This window comes from Aestuariibaculum sp. M13, assembly GCF_024723255.1.
Classification (GTDB): domain Bacteria; phylum Bacteroidota; class Bacteroidia; order Flavobacteriales; family Flavobacteriaceae; genus Aestuariibaculum; species Aestuariibaculum lutulentum.
In genome coordinates this window covers 203269-224655 of sequence record NZ_JANIAC010000001.1, presented here as the reverse complement: position 1 = coordinate 224655, position 21387 = coordinate 203269, and the positions used below count along the sequence as shown (strand labels likewise).

Here is a 21387-nt window from a genome sequence, read left to right as displayed (position 1 = left end):
GGGTAGTTAATCGGAAGTATGCGCTTTTATTCTCGATCTCCTGTTTAAGTTGTTGTAAACAATAATCTTAGGGTTTCGGTTAACAAAAAACTATATGAACAAAAAAGACCTATCGGAATCCGATATCAAAGCCAAATTTATAACTCCTGCAATCTTAAAATCAGGTTGGGATGAACAAACTCAAATAGGACGTGAAGTATTCTTTACCGATGGTCGAATATATGTAAAAGGTAAATTAACAGCCAGAGGTAAACGTAAATTTGCCGACTACATTTTGTTTTATAAACCCAATGTACCAATTGCTATAATCGAAGCAAAAGATAATAAGCATTCGGTTAAAAGTGGTATTCAACAGGCTTTAGGGTATGCAAATACCTTAGATATTCCATGTGTATTTAGTAGTAATGGCGATGGCTTTTATTTTCACGATAAAACTGCCGATGCCGATATTGAAACCGAGTTAACTTTAGATCAATTTCCAAGCCCGGAAGTGCTTTGGGAAAAGTATAAGAAGTACAAAGGCATAGATACGCAAGAAGAAGAGGAGGTAGCCAAGCAAGATTATTTTCAAGATGGTTCTGGGCGTAGTCCAAGATACTATCAGCAAATTGCCGTTAATAGAACAATTGAAGCTGTAGCAAAAGGCTTAGACCGCATTTTATTGGTTATGGCTACGGGTACCGGTAAAACCTACACGGCATTTCAAATTATTTACCGACTTTGGAAAAGTGGTGCTAAAAAGCGTATTCTTTTTTTAGCCGATAGAACGGCACTAGTAGATCAAACGGCTCGAGGTGATTTTCGTCATTTCAAAGACGCACTTACAATTATAAAGCACAAAAAAATAGATACAGCTTACAATATTTATTTAGCCTTGTATCAAGGTTTGTCAGATAGTAAGTCTGATGATGCTTATAAACAATTTAGTCCTGACTTTTTCGATTTAATCATTATCGATGAGTGTCACCGCGGAAGTGCAAAAGAAGACAGTAAGTGGCGAGAAATACTAAATTATTTTAATAAGGCTACACACATCGGTTTAACCGCTACTCCAAAGGAAACCACTAAGGTGTCTAACATAGATTATTTTGGGGAGCCCGTGTATACATATTCATTAAAACAAGGTATTGATGATGGGTTCTTAGCACCTTATAAGGTGGTTAAAGTAACCTTAGATATTGATGCTGAGGGGTGGAGGCCGCCTAAAGATTTCCTTGATAAAGATGGTAATCTTGTAGAGGATAGAATTTACAATCAAACCGATTTCGATAAAAATATAGTGGTCGAAGAAAGAAGAAAGCTTGTGGCTAATAAAATCACCAACTTCTTAAAGGGCTACGATCGTTTTGCAAAAACTATAGTATTCTGTATCGATATAGAACATGCCGAAGGCATGCGCACCGCACTAGCAAATGCAAATCCAGACTTATTTAAAGAGAATAATAAATACGTCATGCAAATCACGGGCGATAATGAAGAGGGTAAGCGCGAGCTCGATAATTTTATTAATCCAAGTGAAAAATACCCGGTTATAGCAACAACATCTAAATTAATGACAACCGGTGTCGATGCACAAACCTGTAAGCTAATTGTGTTAGATAGCAATATCGGTTCTATGACCGAATTCAAGCAGATAATTGGTCGTGGAACTAGAATTAATGAAGAGTACGGTAAAACCTATTTTACCATTATGGACTTTAGAAATGTAACAAACCTGTTTGCAGATCCCGATTTCGATGGCGATCCAGTAATGATAAAACAAGCGGGTGAAGATGATGATCTATCTGGTGTAGAAAATGAATCTAACGATGAGCCAATCATTGATGTATTTGGTGGGGAAGAAGTAGAGTTTCCTGAAGAACCAGATTATCCATTTGTCGAAGGAGGAGGCGATATTGTTGAAGAACCTCGAGGAAAAATTAGAGTCGATGGCGTTAGGGTTCAAATTATCAACGAACGCGTTCAGTATTTAGATCCAAAAACAGGCAAGATTATTACCGAAAGTTTAAAGGATTATACCAAGAAAAATGTCTCTGAAGAATATCAGAGTTTAGAATCCTTTTTAAATTCATGGAATAATGCTGAAAAGAAAGAGGCTATAATAAATGAACTGGAAGAAAGAGGTATTTTCTTTGATGCTTTAAAAGAAGAGGTTGGTAAAGATTTCGATCCGTTCGATTTAATATGCCATGTTGTTTTTGATGCCAAACCGCTAACAAGAAAGGAAAGGGCTAATAACGTTAAAAAACGAAATTACTTCACAAAATATGGCGAAAAAGCACAAGAAGTGTTAAGCAGTTTACTTGATAAATATGCCGAAGACGGCTTGTTAACCATCGAAACTACCGAAGTACTAAAGTTAGATCCTCTTAACAAGCTGGGAACGCCAATCGAATTAATTAAAGCCTTTGGTAATAAATCGAAGTATTTAGAAGCTTTAAAGGAATTAGAATCTAATTTATATAATACAACAGCTTAAATAAATGTTAGTAGCCCCAAATACAACCGAAGAAAAAATAGTATCAAGCGAGGACTTAATCGATAAAATTTCTAAACAGGTTTACCAATCAAGAGAATTAATTGAAGGTAACGGTGGTTTTCATATCCGTCGCGGAATGGCGCATAAGATTTCTGGCTACTGCGAAGATCTGTTTGCCCTTTACATAGCGCAGCATATAAACAGACACGATTATCAATATTATGTAGACAAAGTTATTTCTACAAAGTTTGAAGGCGATAAAAAGTCAACATCCTTTAAGCCGGATTTAGCTATTATTAATGAGCAAAATGTCCTTACACATTATTTCGATTTAAAAACCAATTTGGGGTGGAACCGACATTTAAAAGACTACTTAACCAAAAAGAACGAATTCATTACTAATCTTAAAGCTAAAGGAGAAGCTTGGATAACCAGTAAAAAGGAATGGTTAGCATTGGAAGATAAAGAAGGAAAAGAGATCGAATTTAATAGAAGATTTCCACTGCCAGATTATCAAAAAATAACCATTTCAGATAGCCTAAAATACCACATGGTGGTTATCTTTGGCGGCAATATCAACGAGAAAGATATGGTAAAAAACATGGATATAGCTAACGGGTTTGATAAAAACATAGCCCTTGATGTGTTATACCAAAACAATACAATTAACAACACGGCTTTTAGTAATATTCATAAGGCCTTAAAAAACAATTATAAAGAGTAGATGGCAAATGTAGGAGCTGTAATTAGCAGCATTAGAAACATCATGCGTCAAGACAGAGGGATCTCTGGAGATGCACAACGTTTAGAGCAATTAGGATGGATGTTGTTTCTTAAAATTTTAGATGATAAAGACCAGGAGCTGGAGATCATTAAAGACGATTATACGTCCGTGATACCAGAAAAGTTCCAGTGGCGAAATTGGGCTACAGATGCCGAAGGCATTACCGGTGACGAACTATTAGACTTTATCGACAATACGTCTGAAGGTTCAAAAGGTTTGTTTGCAACCTTACGTAATTTAACCAGTATCAAATACCCGAAGCGTGCGGCATTAGTTAAAGAGGTGTTCGACGGGTCTAATAACTACATGAAAAGTGGTTACGAAATGCGTAAAGTCATTAACAAACTAAATGAAATTGACTTTAACAGCTCGAAAGATAAACAGGTATTTGGCGATATTTACGAAAGCATCCTACAGGAATTAAGAGATGCCGGTAACAAAGGGGAGTACTATACACCAAGAGCCGTTACCAGATTAATGACACAAATGACCGACCCTAAATTAGGTGAAAAAGTACTGGATCCGGCGGCAGGTACCGGGGGCTTCCTAACCGAAGCTATCGATCATGTTAGGACAAATTATGTCAACACAGTAGATGAAGAGCATGTGTTACAACAAAGTATTACGGGTTGGGAGTTAAAACCGGTAGCCTACGTTTTAGGTTTAACCAACCTCATCCTACATGAAATGGATGTACCAGATTACCATTATATAGACAGTTTAAAAAAAGAATACAACAGTATAAGCCGCAAAGATCAGGTCGATGTTATTTTAGCAAATCCGCCTTTTGGAGCAACCATAGCCGATGGTGTAGAAACCAACTTCCCGGCAACCTACCGGTGTAAGGAATCTGCCGACTTATTTGTGATTTTAATGCTACAGCTCTTAAAAGCACAAGGGCGTTGCACTATAGTATTGCCAGACGGTTCTATTACAGGCGATGGCGTAAAAGCACGTATTAGAGAAAAACTGTTAACCGACTGTAATCTGCATACCATTGTACGCTTACCGCAAACAACATTCTTCCCGGCAACGGTAAGTACCAACCTATTGTTTTTCGAAAAAGGAAGTAAAACAAAAGACATTTGGTATTACGAGCATAAATTACCGGAAGGTCAAAAAAGTTACTCTAAAACCAAACCAATTCAGTTTAACGAGTTCGAACCATTAATACAATGGTGGAATAACCGCGAAGAAAACGACCAGGCTTGGAAAGTAAATATCAACGATCTTAAGGATTGGGATTTAGATATTAAGAACCCTCATAGTGAGGTGGCTCTTAGGGAGTATCTTACAAGTTCTGAAATTATAGATAAACTTCTTTCTTCTCAGAAACAAATAATTAGCTCAATCCAAGATCTTAAAAAGGAACTAAAATGAACAAGATCAAATTAGGGGAAATTTTAATAGAACAAAAGGATACTGTTAAGAGAGCAGATGGAAGAGGTTTGAATTTGATAGGTGTTAGTAATGAAATAGGGTTGCATATTTCAAGAGCTAAAAGAATAACTAATCTGAGCAAATATAAATTTATTCAGAACGGTTGGTTTGCCTATAACCCGATGAGAATTAATGTCGGTTCAATTGGTTATGTATATAGACCAGATCAAATTGGAATTGTAAGTCCTGATTATGTCGTTTTTTCATGTTCTAAGAAAATTTTGCCAGAATATTTACTTTATATTCTTAAAAGCGATGAAGGAATAGAAACTATCAATAAAAATGCTTCAGGAGCGGTTAGAAAGAGACTCTATTTTTCTGATTTATCAAAAATTGAAATTGCACTCCCCAGCATAGAATCACAAATTAGAAAGTTAAATGTATTTGAAAAAATTAAAGAATTGAATATACAGACTTTTGGATTAAGGTTGAAAGATAGTCTTTTTTCTAAATTAAAGGAATCTATTTTTAGAGAAGCAATTCAAGGGAAATTAACAAAGGAATGGCGTTCTAGTCACCCTGAGCTTGTCGAAGGACCTAACCACGCCCGCGAACTCTTAAAACGCATCAAATCCGAAAAAGCACAGCTCGTTAAAGAAAAAAAAATAAAAAAAGAAAAACCATTACCATCAATTACTCCTGAAGAAATCCCTTTTGTATTACCCGAAGGTTGGGTGTGGGGTAGAGTATCTGATATATGTAATGTATTTACAGGTAATAGTATAAATAAAACAGTTAAAGAAGCAAAGTACTCTAAAGTTCAAACCGGTCTAAACTATATAGGAACCAAAGATGTTGGTTTTAATTGGAAAGAAATTGAATATTCAACAGGTGTTATTATCCCTGAACATGAAACTTATACACATTTTAGAGTTGCCCCTTCAGGTAGCGTACTTATCTGCATAGAAGGAGGAAGTTCTGGAAAAAAAATAGGAATAACAGATAGAGAAATTTGTTTTGGTAATAAGCTTCTTGCTACAATTCCATATATTGAGTTTTTGGCAAAATATATCTATATATATTATAATTCATCAGTTTTTGCTTCTGAGTTTCAATTACAAAGTAAAGGATTAAGAGGTGGTGTTTCTACAAATTCTTTTAAGCAGATTAAAGTACCAATACCGCCTAAAGAAGAGTTGCTTTTGATAATTAAAAAAGTTGAGGCTTTAATGCAAAAATGCGATGCTTTAGAGCAGGAAATAACCAAAAGTGAAGCCCATGCCAATATGCTCATGCAGGCAGTGTTAAAAGAAGCCTTTCAGGGAGAAACCGTGTAATGTAAAAGCCAATGTTTATTAGTCTATATAAATTATACAACAGCACGAATAGCAACCGCACACCCTTAGAAGATTTTACTACAGAGTGTTTTGCGGGCGTGCTGCAATGTAATGCAGACGTATTGGTCAATTTTATTAAGTTTTTAAAATTAAAGCCCGGTAACTATGAAGTATTAACACAAGTAAAATACACCTTACCAGACGACCCTAACTGTATTGTAGATATGGTGTTAGAGAGCGACACCACGGTATGCTTTATAGAAAATAAGGTAAACTCTAAAGAAGGTTGGGAGCAGTTGGCGCGCTATGCTAAAGTATTAGATGGCATAGATAAAGAAACGCATCTGCGCTATTGTACAAAACACGTCGATACTAAAAAAGAAAAACAACACCACTTTAAGCAATTTAGGTGGTACGATATAGGGAACCTTTTAGAAAAGCATCATGACAAGAATGTCATGGCTATGCAATATTTACATTTTTTAAAACAACAACAAATGGCAATAGATACATCAATATCTACCGACACGGTAATAACACTTAAGCATTTTTTAAACTCTTATGATGCGATGGATTTTCATGTTAAAAATGTAGAACCAGATTTTAAAAAGTTGTTCTCTGATGTTCGAATAGTGAAACAAGAAAAGTTATCAAAAATAAGGGAGCATGACAGAATAGCCCGGATGATTTGTAATCCATTACAAGATACAAGTTATCATACCGAAATATTGTATGCCATTCATTTTGAATCATGTCAACTTCAAACGCAATTATGGGTTCATAAATCGCATCCACAATGCGCCGAGATACAAAAAAGGGGAAAAGATTCTGGTTTGTTCAATTCCAGCGAAATAAATGAATACGGCTTGCACTTAAAAAATACTAAAAAACTATTTCATTTTATAGACAGTAAAAATTCAGACGTTGATATCAAACAGTGGTTTTTAGAAAGCTTCCAAAAGGTCAAACAATTTATAGATGATAACCAAGATTTAAACTGGAATGAAAATGTAACAGCTTAAGGAATTAATAAAATTATGATAAAACGTTCAGGTTTAAAGGGGATAGATAGAGAGTTAGCTTTTTTAATTATTAGCAGTCTGGAGGACATTCAAGGTAGAATGATCTATCATAATCATAACCATGTATTTCATGAGTTACTTGAAACGCTTGGAGGAAACAGTGGTAATAAAACTTATACTTTAGAATTTCAACGTCATGATGATAAAATGCAATTGTCGGTAGATAAAAACTGTTTAGAAATTAATTACGAAGGTATTGAAGGGGATACCTTAGTAGAAACAACATACCCTATTTATTCCTACAATTATAAAAATAATAATGACAATTATCCTGAAATACATGAGGAAGGGGACTTTTTTATTTTTTCCGAAAAGTGGCATGAGCACCTTAAGGGTATTGATATAGATGAGGTTATTCTAAAGTAGTTTGAAAGAGTAAAGAACATTCCGGTTTAAAACCAGTTAAATTTTTGAAGTATGGAGATCACGAGAAAATTGATAGAAGAATTACAAAACCGCCTCAAGGTTGGTAATAGAAGAGGAGTACACCTAAACGCTATTCCAAGTGGGTCAAGGTATAAGTTTGATATCCATCAATTAGCACATATAAACCCGGCGATTCCTTCAGAATTTATCGAAAATTTATTAACGCAATCCCCGTTAAAATATCGCATCAGTTGGAAAGACAATGTGCCAGATCTAAATGAACTTTTCGTAGATGATCAAAAAAAATTAGTTGCTATAACTAAAACCTTCGATAATCTAGTCAATCAAACCGATGCTATTTTTACAGAAAAAGGGGTAAATACATTTGGTTTTGGGTTTCCTTTAATAGCGAGAATTGATGAAAAGGATAAAAAACTAACGGTGGCTCCAGTCTTAATATGGTCATTAAAAATCAAAAGAACAAAAGAGTTTAATACCTGGGAGATTTCAAGAACCGAAGATGATGCTATTTATATTAATGAGGTTTTAATAAATCACCTGTATAACGATTCTAAAATTCAAATAGATCCGGTCTCTTCCGATTATTTGGATGATGGCATTATTGATAAGGATGAATTAATTGAAATTTGTGCCGATCTTCTGCAGCAAATAAACAGTAAAGTTCCAGAGAATATTAAAAGTATTCTAAAGGAAAAATTGGAGAATATTGAAAGTATTCCATCCAAAAAGCATTTCGAAAGTTTACCGCTGGCGCCCAATAATTCTTTAATAACTTTTAGTGGCTTGTTCTCAATTTTTGAAGTACAAAAGCAAAATGTTATAAAGGATTACGATTACCTTTTAGAGCTTGAAGGTTTAGATTTAGTAAACGGGGTAGAGGGCTTGGCAGATTTTCAATCCTTAAGCTCTGTAAAAACTGATCCTTCTCAGCAAGGTATTTTAAATGCTATCGAATCAAAACGTAATATCCTTATTCAAGGGCCTCCAGGTACAGGGAAGAGTCAATCCCTAACCGCGGTATTAGTAAATGCCTTAGAAAACAGAAAGAAAATAATAGTGGTTTGCGAGAAGCAAACGGCGTTAGATGTATTGTATAAGCAATTAGAAGCTATTGGGCTTGATAATCATGCCATTCTGATTAAAGATATTATTCGAGATCGTAAAATAGCTGTAAAATCAATAAGAGAACGTTCTGAACTACTTATCGCTAAACCCGAATTGGCATATTCTTCAAAATCTGAATTAAATAGAGATTTAAAAAAGGCGAATGAGCTAATTTCAAAGATTAATAAAAGGCATTTAAAAATTAATGAAACTCTGGTTAATAGCTTAAACTGGACACAAACCGTTGGGTTTTGGTTAAAGCATTTCAAAGAATTAGAGGAAGAAGAAAAGTTAACCTTAAGTAGAGATCTTTTTTCTTATAATTCAAAAGAACTAAATGAAATACTCGATGTTTTAGAAAATGGAGAACCTTTGTATAAAGCGTTTAAACCAAATAAAGAGTTAAGTTTCCTAAATCCAGAGAAGTTTATTGGTGATAGTCCGTACCAAATGGAAGATGATTTAAAAGATGTATTTGAGAGGTATGAGGCTAAGTTAGGAGAAACAATGAAACTGGTCGATAGCTTTCGTATAAAAGTTAGAGAAGTTAGAAATCTACAATTTGAAACTTCAAAAACTAAAATTTTAGATGATCTTCAAAAGATAGAAGCAAATCTTGCCGGTATTCCTAACCATTTGGATAAGGTAAAACCCAAATTTGTTGAAATTTACCAAAAAGGCTTAATGCCTGTTGTGCAACCACTAAAGTCTGATGTTGATGAATTAAATCAGTTTTACCAAAATTGGGATGTAAAATATAAAGAATTTTATACGCAATTTTTAGCCTTCAGAAAAAACGAGATTAATACGCAATGGCAAGACATCAAAGCTTTATTTGTGAGTTTAGATCAACTTTATCTAGAAGTTGGTACAGAACAATTGTTTTTAGATGATAACAAGCGCAATTCATTTATTACCAAATTAAAATCTAAACTATCTTCTAAAGTTAAAGCTGTTGTCGATAAGGTAGATGAAATACAAAAGCTTACAGATAGCTTGGCGAGACAATCGGCTAGCTGTATAGATTTTGATAATTTCAATACTGATATTTCAGCTTTAAAAACAAAATTAGCTTATGACGCATTTAAGAAACAAAGCGAAACAATATTTAATAACAGCCCTAAATCAGTAGAAAGTGAGTTTGAAACCTTAAACTTCAAAAGTTTTTTTGAGGATGATATATCCAACCCAGAGCTGTTTTCCAATATTGAGCAAAAAATAAATAGCTTTTCATGTTCTAATGAGTATAAGGAGTATTTAGAAGACATAAATAATGTATTAAAGGAATCTCAGGCTAACCTAATGAGTTGGTTTAGTAATATCGATAGTGCTGTAAAACAAATTCCATTTTTTGAAAATACAAATTGGGCTGATAGCATTAAAGATAGAGAAGCCGATGTGAAAAAATTGACCCAACAGTTAGCAAACTTTGAGGAAGAAGCCGAAAAGCAAGCTGTTTTAAAATTTGATCAAGTAATTGTCGATCTTGATAATACTTATGTAGGTCTGCCTAAGGTAATCTTTAAACTAAAAAATGTAACTAAAAATGCAGGTCAAAGTACTTATAAATTAGAAGACAATTTTTGGCAGAAGTTATACGAACATTTAAAAAGCACAAGAAAGGAATGTACAGACCTGTTTTCGGGTATTGCTAAAGAACTGCAAACATCAAGAAATTTTACCCCATTTTCTTTTCATGCAACTTGGGAAAAAATGGTATTGCAAATTGAAAGTTTCAAAACCGATTTCGATATACAAATAAAAGCGTTTCCCGATAAGTTAGAAAAAGCATTAGAAGGGCTAAACTTTTTAGATGACAAACAAACAGCAGATTTTGAGGAATTAAATGTTATCCAGAATAACGTAATAGAGTTAATAGCTCAAATAAAGCAGGATAACCTTTTAGTAAAACAAATTAATAAAGGAAAAATAGCTAAAAACATTATTAAAGTTAGTGATGTTATTGGTCAGTTTAAGGCTTACAGTTCGCATGATGATGCCTTGTTTTTAAAGGAGTTCGGTTGGCTTAATTTTTATAATAACCAGTCGGAATCGCTTAAGTTTATCTTAAATCAGTTATCAGAACACAGCGATTGGCGTTCACTTTTTATTTCTCATTATCTTAATAATTTACTGTCATCAAAATCATCATCAGAACTCCCAACAAATGATCAGTACAATGAAGACTTATCTAAGGTGCTTTCCAAGTTTGGTCAGAAACAAATAGATTATGTAAACAGCCTTTGGAACAATAATCAAAGTTTAGCAATTAGAGAATTCACTAGTAAAAACAGAACGACGGGTCTAAATATTTCCAATTTATATAATTTAAAAAGAAGTAAAAACTTTGATAGATTGTCGTTAAGAAATATCATAAAATATGATATCGATTTCTTTACCGATTTTTTCCCAATCATTTTAACCACCCCAGACATCTGTAGTAACTTATTTCAGGAGAGAAATAAGTATTTTGATATAGTCATGTTTGATGAGGCCAGTCAGTTAAAATTGGAAGATAATTTACCGGCTTTACTTAAAGGTAAAAAGGTAATTGTTGCGGGCGATGAACATCAGATGCCACCATCAAATTATTTTACCAAACTATACGATGGTTCAATTAATGATGAAGATGATTTGGAAGATGAAGACGAAGTTTTAATTAATTCGGAAGATATAGCTTTATCCTGCGAATCTTTATTGGAATTTGCAGAACAACTTAGTTTTGAAAAGAAATATTTAGATTTTCACTACCGTTCGCAACACCCTTATTTAATTGATTTCTCAAATCATGCATTTTATAACAAAAGATTAATCCCATTACCAAATAAGGTTGAATATAAACCAATTAACTTTATTCAAGTCGATGGGGTGTATTCCGATAATTCCAATGAACGTGAAGCAGAGGTAGTTTTATCAATTATTGAAAATAATATTCATCAGCTTCCCGATGGCTCATACCCAAGTGTGGGTATTGCAACCTTTAATATTAGCCAACGAAACTTAATCCTTAATAAAATAACCGAACGCAAAAAACTTGACAAGCATAAAGCGTTTAACCAAAAAATTGAAGAGTTAGAGGCTAATGGGTTATTTGTTAAAAATCTCGAAAACATTCAGGGAGATGAAAGGGATGTAATCATTCTATCAACTACTTATGGTAGAAATCCAGATAATGTATTCCGTCAGTCTTTTGGGCCTATTAATCATAAAAAAGGGTACAAATTACTTAATGTAATTGTTACCAGGGCAAAACATAAAATATATTTGTGTACTTCAATTCCTGAGGATGCTTATTTAGATTATAAATCCTATTTAGTCACAGAAGGTGATAATAATAGAAAAGCCGCGTTGTATGCGTATTTAGCCTATGCTAGAGCGGTAAGTAATGGCGATGAGGAAGCCAGATTAAATATTCTAACTCATTTAACAGAGAATGTTCAGGAAGCTTCCGATATAACCTATCATCATCAAAAATTAGAATCTCCTTTCGAAGAGGAAGTTTATGATGTTTTGGTAAGAAATTTTGGTGAAGACAAAATAATACCTCAATATAAATTTGCAGGGTTTAGAATAGATCTGGTATACCAATCAAAGAATCCAGCATTGCCAAAAATAGCAATAGAATGTGATGGTGCGGCGTATCATTCCAGTAATGAAGCTTATTTGTATGATCGCCATAGACAAAAGATCCTAGAAAACCATGGCTTTGTATTCCATAGAATCTTTAGCACCAATTGGTGGCGAAATGTAAAGCGTGAAAAGCGAAAACTTATTGAGTTTATTGAGTCTATTGAAAAAGGGAACCCAAATCTGGTGTTAAATTTCGACGATCCAACATCGGCATTTACTGATGAGATTAAGCATCCCATACATGAGATTAAGAATTTAGGGAAGCAGGCTCAAATTAATTACGAAGAAGTTTTAAACGATGTGGTTACAGAAGTTATTGAAGAACCAAAAGTTAAAACAAATCCGGTTAAAGAAAACAGTATTGTAGTAATTAATTACATCAATAGTAATAAGGAAATTAAATTACAATTGGTTGAAGACGGTTATGTGCAACCAACAACAACTAACGGGGTAATGAAAATAAACTATAAAGCGCCTATCGGTCAAGCCTTATTAGGTAAAACAGAAGGAGAAATGGTTAAAATAGGGAAGTTAGATAACTATGTTGAAATTTTACAAATTGTAAATAAAAATTAAACAGAATATGCACGAAATTGTTTTTTTTAATATTAGCGAAGAAGTATTAGTATTTGTATGCAAAAAATTACCCTGGATAGTATTATTGATATGGTTTTTATACTCTTTTTCTATGCTGGCAGCTACAAAATATTTCCAACGAATTAGAGTTACCAATTATTTTGTTTTAGAAAACATTCCATCCATTTTTGTAACATTAGGTCTTTTAGGGACTTTTTTAGGAATTACATATGGTTTAATACATTTTGATACTTCACCAAAACAAATTAAAAATAGTATTTCATTATTACTTGATGGATTAAAAACAGCTTTTTACACCTCTATTTTTGGAATATTCTGTTCATTACTCTTTAAAATGTTTTTGAATTATAAATTTCAGGTAGGGGCCATAGTACATCCAGATGATCTCAAAGAGCAAGATATTAGTTTAAGTATCAATAATAATTTAATAGCAATCAGAGAGCAGACAAAATTATCTTTAGATGCACTGGTTGATATTAAAGACAAAAAGCTTAAAAATATTTCTGATGGCACCGATGGTCTTCAAAAGAAACTTGATAAGTTTTTTGAAGATATGGCACAACAAAGTGCGGGGGCTATACAGGAAGCGCTAATGTCAATAATTGAAGATTTCAATGAAACGTTTAAAACGTTTATCGGGCAATTGGTAGAGAAGAACTTCGAACTTTTAACAGAATCCATTAATCAGTTAATCACCTGGCAAAAGGAGTATAAGGGCGAAATAGTTGGTCTTAAGGAGGCATACAATAGATTGGCTGAAAATCACAAAGACTTTGTTAACAATACTGAGAATTGGATATCTAAATTAGATGCAATTGCAGGGAGTAGCAGCCAACTTCAAAATATAATAAACGATTTTCAATCCGCTTTCGATGATGAATCAAGGTTTAGTGATGTCATAAGAAAGATAAACGAATCTGTGGATAGTTTACATGCTACAAGCGGGATGGTTAACAAACATACCGAACAACTAAGTCAAACATCTATAGCTTTGGAAAACACCAAAGATGAAGTGTCAGATTGGCTTAATAAAGAAGAAGGCGTTCGCGATATGGTGGTGGCGTTGTCAGAGAGCCTTAAAGAATTGAGACAGTTTGATATCAGTCAAATTGAAGATTTAGATAAGTTATTTAATAAAAAGATAGAGAACACATTCAAAGGAATGGATGATCTTTTTACAACGCAGTTGAAATACATTAATGGGAGATTAAAAAATAACTAAAATGGCAAGAAACAAACAACAGGATAGTTATTGGATATCATTTTCAGATATAATGACAGGGTTAATGGTGATATTCATGTTTATAGCGCTTAATTATATCATCCAGATTATCGAATATAAGTTTGTTGAACAAGATATTTATAATGCACTTCAATCAAATCTTAAAAATGAAATCGACGACAAAACTATAGAGCTTTCACCTGATGGCACGGTGAGATTTAATTTGAATACAACAAAAAAGGAGCTTTTCATTACCGGTGATTATGAAATAACATCCGTTTTTGATAGTATTTTAAAAGAGTTTACTCCAAAATATTTGAAAATAATCACTTCAAAAAAGTATTTAAATAATATATCTGAGATTAGAATTGAAGGTCATACTGATACAGTACCTCCAAAACCAGAAAAACACCGTGAAAGTTATGATTATAATTTAGAATTATCATCTAATCGAGCAAGAGCTGTACTTAAATATATTCGGGAAAGTGAAGTTTATTTATCTTATCCAGATAGCATAAAAACAAGATTAGATTTTCTGTTTACAGCTAATGGCCTTTCGTATTCTAGAGCATTAAACAATAGTAAAGGGGTAACTTATTTATCACAAGATAAATCCGTAAACAACGATTTGTCTAGAAGGGTAGAATTTAAAATTGTAACCTCAAATGAGAAGTTGGTTGAACAAATAGTTAAAAAGGAATAGCCTATGCTTTATGATTTTTACAATGGAAAAGCGGCCAGCTACCTAAAAAAAATAACGAAGTCAGCTATAAAGAAAACTAGTAAATATCGTTTCGAGCCCATTACCAATATTGTTTATGGCAATATTAAAAAAATGGATAAGCGTTTCTTTTATTCCGAAGGGGAAGATACCTATCTCATGTTTGCTTACAAAAACAGATATTCAACGGTTCAATATGGCCTGCCCAGATATCATGTCTGTCAGTGTAAAACAAGAGAAGAATATTCAGGGTATATATATTCAAATGCGATGCCTGTTGAAATCTATTGTAAAGATCAAAAAAAGACATTAGAAGATAAAAAAAGTTTACCGTTATGTGCAAATTGTGTTTCAGCAAGTCAACGTGCCTTATATGCTTTCCTTGCTAAAGGCAAACCGTGGTTTGAATATGTTTTAGAATATGCAAATTCAGATAATGAAATGGCTAAGAAAACTAAGCGTGATGGCTATGTTAAAATGTGGAAACAAATTTCAGAGGCATATCGTGAAAGAACAGGGTTTCATTGTGAGTCATGTAGACTTAATTTAAGAGAAGAGAAGTATTATTTAGAAGTGCATCACGGGGATTATAATAAAACGAATAATGCTATAGAGAATTTAAGTGCCCTTTGCGTATTATGCCATGCAACAGTAGATGAAACTCATCTTTCAAAGTTCAAAAAGGACAATAGTTTAAGGGTAGCCACATTTATTGACGATTACTCACAATTTGTTAAGGCAAATAATGTACACAATTTAGAAAAGTGGTTAAAGGGGTAGTGGAGTAAACAATTCGGAATAAAAAAGTTGGTTTAAACGTTTCTTGTTCAGCAAGTGGTGCTGTTTGTTTCAAAATCCAAATTACAACTCAATAAATAGCTAATACAATAAAAAATGATTAATGGAATATTGTAAAAGATGTAATAATGAAATGAGAATCATTGAGAAGTTCGGTGAAAATTTTGCGATTCTATGGCATTGTGAACCTTGTAACTTAACACTACCAAATTTTATTGAATGCCCGCATTCTTTTGTTAAAGCAATTTATCAATATGAAAGCGGTTACGAACACGTTTGTTCAAAATGTAAGTATTGCTATAAAACTCAAAAGGTATATAAACGCAAAGATGTTAATCTAGATGAATTGCCAGTTATAAAGGTACAAGATCAAGACTCTTTACCATATTGGGCTAAATGGACGCGAGCAAATAAAAAATTCAATTTAAAAATTGAAGAAATCAATTTAGAGAATAAAAAGAAATCTAACGCATGGACAATTCAGCAGTGGTATTATGGATATCTTGATAGTCCTCAATGGGCACATAAAAGAAATTTAGTGTTTAAAAGAGCAGAGGGCAAATGTGAAAGATGCAGTAAAAAAGCAGTAATGGTACATCATAAAACTTACGCTAGAGTTGGGTATGAAGATTTAGAGGATTTAATGGCAGTTTGTTTCCATTGTCATAGTTTAGAACATAGTGAAAATCGAAATTTAAATGTTGTGTCGCAATTTAAAATTCATGATATTAAATAATAGTCATCACTTATATCTCTTTGTGGTTTCCGCTTTTGGTGTCGCTTAGTAGGGTGAAAAAAGCATCTTCTCTTTATACTAAACTCAATACTTGTTACCCGGATTAAAAAAAATTAAAGTAAAGCCCTAAAATGAAAAACTTATCATCAGTATCAAAATCACTAGTAGTGGCGTGTTTCATTGTTTTAAGTGGAATTGTAAGTGCTCAAAACCTGAAAAAAGCAACTTTAAAGAATTCATACGGAACGATAGTAAGGTCAGATTCAGAAGGTGATAAAACTGATTTTGGGGTCTTTGAGTTTTTTGATAATAGCATCTATAGAGGAGAAAATCCATTTTTAGAAGGGATGAACACAGGTTGGTTAAGCCATACGAATAATTCACAAATACTACAGTATGGTGTTTTTAGTAAAGATTATTTTGTAGGTGTCAAATATTTTAAGAGCACAAATACGGTTTATAGGGGTGTTTCAAACATAAAAAATGTTAACTCAAACGACCAACATGTCTTCACTAGCATAAAAGATATAGGTACTGAACCTATTAAAGGGAACTACACAATTATTTACAAAAATGAAGACCTCTACGCAGGCGAGGTTTTTAAAGGAATGAGAAATGGGTATGGGACTTATATCACCAAAGACGGTTATGTGTATAAAGGGAGATGGGTTGATGATAAACGTGTAGATTATGAGGGTACTGCAGTTTTAGAAGATGCCAAAGTGTTTAGAGGGGTATGGGAAAAAGATAAAATACAAGGTAGAGGTACGATCTATAATGTACAACACGTGGTTTCAGGTGTTTGGGAACAAAAAGGAAGGGGGCTATTTAACGAATACAATACAAAAGTTATAGATGATAAGTATTTATCCGAAAATTTAGAGACTAAAATAGCATATCTAATTAATAATGACTTCTTGTATAAAACAAATACAAATCAGGAGCAAAAAGCGAATAAGGAGATTATAGACCAAAATAGGGAATTAAATAATGAGACTGATCAGCAACACATAAGTGATAAATTAAATGAGGTAAGGTTTGCTCAAGGTAGGTATGTAGGAGATTTAGAAAATGAAATCTTTAACGGTCAAGGTACAATATACTACACCAATGGGGATAAGTTTGAAGGGGTTTTAATAGATGGAATGTTTAGTTCTGGAACATATAGTTTTCAAAATGGAATAAAAGCTAATGGTGTATTTTACAAAGCGTACAATAATCTTTTAGTTTTCGAAGGAACGCTCGAGTATCCAAATAACGTGGATTATCATGGTAAGGTAATTTTGACTGTAAGCCTGAGCCAGAAAACGAGTCAAACACCATTGCATATTGAAAACTTTAATAGTATTCATGAGGATATTAATAAGGCTAGAATACAGATTGTAAATGGGATTTTAATAGAAAGACCAGTAACGACTGTATCTCCAGAACAAAAGGAAGCCAATAGCACGTCAAATGTCAATACTAAGCCCAGAGGCAATAATGAAAAAGACCCTTTCGATAAAATATGGTTATTTATTATTGGGGGAGTAGTTCTTTATTGGGTGTTTAGTAAAATTAAAATCACCAATATACTTGCCGGAAGTGCTGATAATAAAACTCAAACAGCACATACAAATAAAACAAGCAATTATAGTACTTCTTCACAAAATGAAATTCAGAGAGAAAAAGTAAATGTTGTTAGGGAATGTAAATACTGTAATAAAATGTTCAGTACCAATGAAAGCTTAAGCAGACATGAAACCTTATGTAAATTAAATCAAAAGGCAACTAAGCCTAAGCCTAAATTAAAAAAATATAGATGCCAATGTAACCAGGAATTTAAATCAGAAATGAGATTAATAATGCATCAAAAAGATTGTCCTGTAGTAAAGGAAAGAGCTGCTTATAAAACAAAGAATAATAATAGTAATTCTAGCCATACAGTAAATTCAAATGACAAACAGCCTGCATCAACAAGTTCAAATAATATTACTAATAAAGGGGGTAAATCAACAGTAGAAAAGAATAAAACTAGTTTTAAAGAAACTAATTCAGTTAGCCAGATTAAAAAAGTTAATTATCATGCTTTAGGCCTTATGGAAAGTACAAGCCAGTATCCAATTATTAGAAAGCCAAGATATGGTAATGTAATACGGTCATATCGCAAAGGTCGTAACAATAGAAAAGGATACAAAGAAGAAGAATTTTTTAGTGTCTTAAAACAATATTTTTCTGATTATTTTGAAGTGTTAGATGATATAATATTGGCGGTTGGAGAAGGAGTAAACCCATATGAGCCAGATATAGCAATGATTTCAAAGGGGACTAAAAATATCCATTTAGATATTGAAATTGACGAACCTTATGCGGGAGTATCAAGGAAATTAACACATTGTTATCCTGAAGACATGGCACGGGATAACTTTTTTGTTGAAAGGGGTTGGTTAGTTGTAAGGTTTACAGAATATCAGGTGCATCATCAAATAATGGAATGTTTAAATTTTATAGCTAAACTAATTTCTAAAATTGATAATTCGATTGAAATAAATGAGCTTTTCAGCTATGAACAAGTTAAAAGAGAGCCATGTTGGAATTTAAATAAAGCTGGAGTTTGGGAAAGTATAAATTATAGGGAGAATTATTTAGATCATATTTTTAAACCTTATACAGAGTCTTATCAATATGTCAATACAGCACTTACAGATAAAGAGAAATCAGAAGAGAAACTAGTAATCCCTCAAAGTAATAAACAAAATGAAAATGAAGTAACTCCTTCGCAAAGTACATCATATACACAAAGAAATGTACCTAAACCAATCAAGAATTATGTTAAGAAGGTTGAGGTTTTAAATTCAAACTATAAGTCTATAAATGAACTTATTGAATTGGCCGTAAAAAATAATTACGATATCAAAATGATTTATACAAATTATGATGGAGAGGTAAGGGAAAGAAAGGTTAGTGATTTAGAATATTCTTCAGAATTTATGGATAATGGTTATATTTACAAGGAACATTTTAAAGGGTATTGTCATTATAGAAAGAAGGAACGTTCATTTAAAGTAAGTCGTATAGAGTTTATTGAAATTATAAAGTAAGTATTTCAATTCAATGTTTTTAAAGCCTTACCTCCAGTAGGTACACGCCATTCGTTCCTCATTTTGGTACCCACTTCCGGTGCCGCGCAGCAAGAGTAAGGAAGCCTTACTTTCCGTTGCACTTCAATACAGGCCACCATACACTTGTCTATAGCCTTTGCGCTCTAGCTTTAATTCTAATTATTTACGGTTGTAATTTGAATTTGTTCTTTCAATTCGTTGAAAATTTCTTTGTCAGTCAATGTAAATAATAGTAGTTGTAATTAATATATTTTAGCAACGGGCATTGTAAAGTTCTTTTATTGTTATGGTTTACTTTGTTTTTCGGTTTAGCACTGGCCTTTGCAGTTCCTCCTTAATTTTGGTTTAATTCAAATTTATCCAATATGTCAAAGCCAAATCTTTGACAGAAAAGGGCAAGTTCATTAAATTCTTGATAATTGAATTCTATTCTTTGGTTTTCCTTAATAAGTTTGCTTTTTAACTTTTCGTTCATTACCATTTTTGTCTCGGAAGTTACCTTATCAAATCGTTCCAATATTTTTGTCTGTCCGTTATTTGTTAATTTTATTTCCCAGAACCACCATTTCAGTTCAAGTCCATTTTCTGTATTAAAATCTGTTGGTCTTACAACTCCATTTCTGTGAACCAAGCACCTTCTTACTCTGTTTATTGTTTCTACTTCCGATTTAAATTTTAATGGTTGCTTCAACGAGCCTTCAACTTTTTTGATTAAAGAGGGGAAATTTTTGGTCGAATTACTGTCATTTGGTTCAAATATTAATTCTTTAAATTTCTCCAGAGTCAATTTGGTGTTCTTTTGAAGTTTTTCGTTTAAATCGATTATATGTGAAATACTAATTAATAATTCAGTTAGCGCAGAAATTAAATCTTCAAATCCTTTTTTTAAAATCCAATGCTTAAAATTCTGTTTGCTTTGGTATAAAGTTAGCTTTCCGATGGGTATCTGCGTATAAACAGAATCTTCTTGAGAACTTAAAGATTCAGGTAACTCAGTAGTTGTTTCAAGTGCATTCATTCCGAAAAACACAGAATTCGTGCATTCAGCCAATTTACTGTTCAGGGTTACTAGTAAATCATATGGCTTCAATTTTAATGTTGCTGTTGAATTCTCACTCATTTTAGCTTACTACGTAAAATGTTCTCGACTAAGAGAATATTAGTATTTCGTAGGTGAACTTATTAAGTACACACCAAACTAAAAACCCATTAGAACAAGCAATTATTATTTACAGCTATTACTGTAAACAGTTTTTATTTAGTTATATGTTTTGCAATATCTTCTGGCCAAACAACAAATTGTCCATATTGTCCATTTTTCTCAATTCCGCCAGTTTCTTTTCCTCGTTTTGTTGTTATCCAATCATCCTCTTTTTTATACATAAGTTTATTGTCAGTAAACCATTTATTCACTTTTCGACTACTTAAACCAGTTAGATTAGATAATTCATTAGTTGTTAGTAGTTTAGATTTTGAAAAGTCTTCAGTTTCTTGAACTTTCTTAAAAGTATTTTCAGTTTTTTCTTCTATTTCTTTATCTACTTTCTTAACTGAAATACGAATTTCCTCACTTATGGTCAAAAGTCTTTGAACTTCATTGTATATGTCGTTGTATAAATCAGGATCTTTTACTTTTGTTACATGAATTCCCATTTCGTCATTATTCTGTTGCGAAAAAGAATATAGATTCATTGAAGTTACAATGGCTTCATTTTCATTTAAATAGCATTTTGCGTGAAGTGAATTACAAAGACTCGTTCGAATTCCAATCTGACTTTCCAACCAATTACTTTCCTCAACCTGTAATTTATTCTCTCGATAAATAATTCTGATGTCTCTTTTTTGAATATTTAGACTTTCTAAATGGTCTTTCACTCGTTTATGAAATTGAAGATATGGGCTAATTAAAATCAATCGGTCTTTTGTGTTTTTAATTAGTTCTTCTAAATGATATGAAACCCCCGTCGTGTTTAAAAATTTTGCCATTTTTATTTCTGTTTGTCGATTTTCGTAAATTGATTACAATAAT

Annotated in this window: 14 protein-coding genes; 12 read left to right on the top strand and 2 right to left on the bottom strand. The window is 32.7% G+C overall.

Annotation, left to right across the window (positions count from 1 at the left end; translation table 11 throughout):
- Nucleotides 1-94: 94 nt before the first annotated feature.
- The 12 genes from hsdR (at nt 95) to NO995_RS00850 (ending at nt 19337) form a co-directional block, all read left to right on the top strand.
- Entirely contained in the window at nt 95-2479 is a 2385-nt protein-coding gene (gene hsdR / locus NO995_RS00905; protein ID WP_258225904.1) for an EcoAI/FtnUII family type I restriction enzme subunit R, read from the top strand.
- 4 nt (nt 2480-2483) lie between these two features.
- Nucleotides 2484-3203, top strand: coding sequence for a hypothetical protein (locus NO995_RS00900; RefSeq protein ID WP_258225903.1), 720 nt, complete (start codon nt 2484-2486; stop codon nt 3201-3203).
- Nucleotides 3204-4643: a class I SAM-dependent DNA methyltransferase gene (locus NO995_RS00895; protein ID WP_258225902.1), complete on the top strand. Its 1440-nt coding sequence runs from the start codon at nt 3204-3206 to the stop codon at nt 4641-4643.
- Nucleotides 4640-5980 carry a restriction endonuclease subunit S gene (locus NO995_RS00890; RefSeq protein WP_258225901.1) on the top strand — a complete coding sequence of 447 codons (1341 nt, stop codon included), beginning with the start codon at nt 4640-4642 and terminating at the stop codon, nt 5978-5980. The genes NO995_RS00895 and NO995_RS00890 overlap by 4 nt, the downstream gene beginning before the upstream one ends.
- 11 nt (nt 5981-5991) lie before the next feature.
- Complete coding sequence (locus tag NO995_RS00885; protein WP_258225900.1) at nt 5992-7002, top strand: PD-(D/E)XK nuclease family protein; 1011 nt, start codon at nt 5992-5994, stop codon at nt 7000-7002.
- A 15-nt stretch (nt 7003-7017) separates the two neighbouring features.
- On the top strand, nt 7018-7428 hold the full coding sequence (locus tag NO995_RS00880; RefSeq protein ID WP_258225899.1) for a hypothetical protein: 411 nt from the start codon (nt 7018-7020) through the stop codon (nt 7426-7428).
- 51 nt (nt 7429-7479) lie between these two features.
- Entirely contained in the window at nt 7480-12759 is a 5280-nt protein-coding gene (locus tag NO995_RS00875; protein ID WP_258225898.1) for an AAA domain-containing protein, read from the top strand.
- A gap of 7 nt (nt 12760-12766) precedes the next feature.
- Nucleotides 12767-14002, top strand: a complete 1236-nt coding sequence (locus NO995_RS00870; protein ID WP_258225897.1) for a MotA/TolQ/ExbB proton channel family protein — start codon at nt 12767-12769, stop codon at nt 14000-14002.
- A 1-nt stretch (nt 14003) separates the two neighbouring features.
- Entirely contained in the window at nt 14004-14705 is a 702-nt protein-coding gene (locus NO995_RS00865) for an OmpA family protein (RefSeq protein ID WP_258225896.1), read from the top strand.
- A 3-nt stretch (nt 14706-14708) separates the two neighbouring features.
- On the top strand, nt 14709-15503 hold the full coding sequence (locus NO995_RS00860; protein ID WP_258225895.1) for an HNH endonuclease: 795 nt from the start codon (nt 14709-14711) through the stop codon (nt 15501-15503).
- 121 nt (nt 15504-15624) lie between these two features.
- On the top strand, nt 15625-16257 hold the full coding sequence (locus NO995_RS00855; RefSeq protein WP_258225894.1) for an HNH endonuclease: 633 nt from the start codon (nt 15625-15627) through the stop codon (nt 16255-16257).
- A gap of 131 nt (nt 16258-16388) precedes the next feature.
- Nucleotides 16389-19337, top strand: a complete 2949-nt coding sequence (locus NO995_RS00850) for a hypothetical protein (protein ID WP_258225893.1) — start codon at nt 16389-16391, stop codon at nt 19335-19337.
- A gap of 355 nt (nt 19338-19692) precedes the next feature.
- Here the strand turns inward: NO995_RS00850 and NO995_RS00845 are convergent, their stop codons facing one another.
- Together NO995_RS00845 and NO995_RS00840 are read right to left on the bottom strand one after the other, a co-directional pair.
- A complete protein-coding gene (locus NO995_RS00845) occupies nt 19693-20376 on the bottom strand; it encodes a hypothetical protein (RefSeq protein WP_258225892.1) in 684 nt (227 codons plus the stop codon).
- 236 nt (nt 20377-20612) lie between these two features.
- A complete protein-coding gene (locus tag NO995_RS00840) occupies nt 20613-21344 on the bottom strand; it encodes a phospholipase D family protein (RefSeq protein WP_258225891.1) in 732 nt (243 codons plus the stop codon).
- Between the last annotated feature and the right edge of the window lie 43 nt (nt 21345-21387).